The sequence below is a fragment of the Spirosoma spitsbergense DSM 19989 genome (genome assembly GCF_000374085.1).
Taxonomy (GTDB): Bacteria; Bacteroidota; Bacteroidia; order Cytophagales; family Spirosomataceae; genus Spirosoma; species Spirosoma spitsbergense.
In genome coordinates this window covers 1-2,557 of record NZ_KB893496.1, presented here as the reverse complement: position 1 = coordinate 2,557, position 2,557 = coordinate 1, and the positions used below count along the sequence as shown (strand labels likewise).

Annotated in this window: 4 protein-coding genes; 2 read left to right on the top strand and 2 right to left on the bottom strand. The window is 46.1% G+C overall.

Going from position 1 to position 2,557, the window contains the following annotated elements; translation table 11 throughout:
• Nucleotides 1-94: 94 nt before the first annotated feature.
• Together B157_RS0111425 and B157_RS0111420 are read left to right on the top strand one after the other, a co-directional pair.
• Complete coding sequence (locus B157_RS0111425) at nucleotides 95-427, top strand: hypothetical protein (RefSeq protein ID WP_020603458.1); 333 nt, start codon at nucleotides 95-97, stop codon at nucleotides 425-427.
• A 162-nt stretch (nucleotides 428-589) separates the two neighbouring features.
• On the top strand, nucleotides 590-928 hold the full coding sequence (locus tag B157_RS0111420) for a hypothetical protein (RefSeq protein ID WP_020603457.1): 339 nt from the start codon (nucleotides 590-592) through the stop codon (nucleotides 926-928).
• Nucleotides 929-1,229: 301 nt separating this feature from the next.
• Here the strand turns inward: B157_RS0111420 and B157_RS0111410 are convergent, their stop codons facing one another.
• On the bottom strand, nucleotides 1,230-1,598 hold the full coding sequence (locus tag B157_RS0111410) for a tellurite resistance TerB family protein (protein WP_245565060.1): 369 nt from the start codon (nucleotides 1,596-1,598) through the stop codon (nucleotides 1,230-1,232).
• A 24-nt stretch (nucleotides 1,599-1,622) separates the two neighbouring features.
• Nucleotides 1,623-2,465: an SPFH domain-containing protein gene (locus tag B157_RS35105; protein WP_281168458.1), complete on the bottom strand. Its 843-nt coding sequence runs from the start codon at nucleotides 2,463-2,465 to the stop codon at nucleotides 1,623-1,625.
• Nucleotides 2,466-2,557: the final 92 nt, after the last annotated feature.

Sequence of the window (2,557 nt, the reverse complement as noted above, 5' to 3'; positions counted from 1 at the left end):
ATATAAACTCCATGAGCGCTTTTTGTGGTGTTTTTGAGTAAATTTAGAAAGAGGTTGCTACAGATAGATCAACCATGCGTAACATCAGTTACTAATGCAATCGACTACTGAATTGGATGCTTTGGGGCGCATTGTTCGCGCCATTGAGGTTTATTCTTGCCAAACAACAGACAACCGGGACCCAACCCGGGATGAGCTGCTACATACTTATCTAAAACAGCAACTATCAGCCCAGGACTGGGCATTATGGCAGGATTTACAATTTGATGCCCTCATGTCACGTATCTCCAATCAGGACGAATTACCTGATACTGGATTACCAGGTCAGGCGTTCCATTTTCTGCTGAGTCAGTACAAGCGGAAAGGGTTTGAACTGGCTCAACGTTGGGAAATGTCTCAGTTTGGAAAACTTCCCAACCTTGCATAATGTTGACGATTTTATCATACATTGAATCAGCTAAGGATTTATGAACATTACCCCTCCTGTATGGTTAATTCTATACTACTACCTGGTAAATACTAATCCCTTTTCCGCCCCTGTTTTGCTTTCTAAGCTGTCGGTCAAGTTACTCCCTAACTCTCTCACAGCATGAAACTTACACTTAAACCGCTCGAAGTTCCCTTTATGGTTGGCGACACGGTATGGGTCGATCAACCGTTCGGAACCACAAATGAATTTCCGTTTTTCCAGGGTACAATCATGCAGATCATCCTGGATGGGAGCCTTGCCAACACCCTCCTTATTCGGGAGCGTACAGAATGCCATGAATTGGTGATAACCACTGCCATTTACGGTATAAAGCCAACCGGTGATCATGCTGGCTCGGCACGAGTCAATGTGAACATCCAGCTTATCCCCCTACGAACGAGTTTTTTTAAGACCAAGGAAGAACTAATGGATTATCAAAATCGGATACACAAGGACTAATAAAATCGTGCTTATGCCTGACTACTTACCAAATCCTGGCTAGTCAGGCATGAATGAATTCAAATCAGCTTTGGTGTCAAGCCCAGCAAAGGGTGCTATTTCCATAAAAGGGCATCGGATCGAACGGCTGAGCCGGGTCAACTTCTACCCTGCGCCGATACCGGATAAAGCGTTGCGACCCGTGTTATTCTCCGATTCAATTAATGGGTCACGTTTTCACTGGGCTGTACTGCCGGTGATTGTAGAATAATTGGCATGTACGGTAATCCAGCCAGCAGGACCTGCCGGGAAATGATCAGACTCAGAGTCGCTGTAGTTCTTCCCAGAACTGCCGGATAAATTCCCGCTCTTCCCGCGATATACCCTCGTGTGCCCGGGCCACCCGAAGCAGGATATTGATGAACCTCTTTTTTGTCTGCTTTGTCAGTTCAACCCGTTTGTTGGCCATTTGGCGCAGGCCAAAAGTACGTGCTACGTCAATGGTTTCGCGCACGTTATCCCGCAGAAACAGGGCACAAACAGATAAATCACTATGCGGCCAGTCGGCCAGTAACTCCCGGACTACCTGTCCTTCCTTGTGCATCTGGCCATCCAGTTTGGCTAGTGCCTTAACGATACAGCCGGGGCCTATGCCTATAGCTACATCGGATGAATAGAGAACTGGTGTCATGACTTTGTTCAACATAGGTGTATTTCAGGCCAGTTCGCCCACTTTGCCATTCTTACCAGCCTGCCCTTTTTCTTTGTGGGTATTAATGGGCAACAATCCTGCCATTTCACTGATAACATTTACTAACTCCGATCCACTTGGAATAACAATTTTGGTGTTTGTGCTCAAGGCGTTTTCTACGGCTTCCAGTTTCCTCAGTAATTGCGCATTACCCGTAAAGAATTCGTCCGCAGCCACGTTCACTAGTTTTATGGCTTCTGCCTCCCCCTCGGCATGTAATACTTTTGACCGCTTGTAGCCTTCCGCTTCTTTGATTTTTGCCCGCTTCACGCCATCGGCCACCGTTTCGGCCGCCGTTGCGTAATCGATGGCCGCGATTTTCTCATTTTCTGCCTTGACTACTTTGTTCATTGTTTCCTGTACATCCTTGGGCGGATCTATTTCTTTCAGTTCTGTCCGTATAATAACGATTCCCCAACTGGCCGTTTCGTTTTTTAAGGTTTCGTGTAATTCCGCGTTCATTTTACCCCGCTCGCTGTTGGCGGACCGCAGCGTGAGCGTTCCAATAATGTTACGCAGGGTAGTTCGGGCCAGGTTGACAATCTGTATTCTATAATCATGCACGTTGTACTGAGAACTTTTGACATTTTCCTCTGTCTCCAGAACTCTGAAATAAACCTGGGCATCAACACTGGCATTTAAGTTGTCATTGGTTATAATTTCCTGCGGTTGGGCATCAACCATTTGTTCGGTTATGTTAACAATATACATACGGTCAACGACTGGTATTATCCAGTGAAATCCCGGCTGGGCAAATTTTTTGTATTTTCCCAACCGTTCAATAAGACCCCGGTGCGTTGGTCGTATAATAGAGATTAAGTCAATTTGATTGTTTATCTACACACGCGACCTTTGCCTGATGAAATCGACCCAATGGCGAACCAACCCCACTCGTTTTT

Coding starts and splice junctions, on each gene's coding strand:
- B157_RS0111410 (WP_245565060.1), bottom strand. CDS start 1,598: ATGACACCAGTTCTCTATTCATCCGATGTAGCTATAGGCATAGGCCCC.
- B157_RS0111420 (WP_020603457.1), top strand. CDS start 590: ATGAAACTTACACTTAAACCGCTCGAAGTTCCCTTTATGGTTGGCGAC.
- B157_RS0111425 (WP_020603458.1), top strand. CDS start 95: ATGCAATCGACTACTGAATTGGATGCTTTGGGGCGCATTGTTCGCGCC.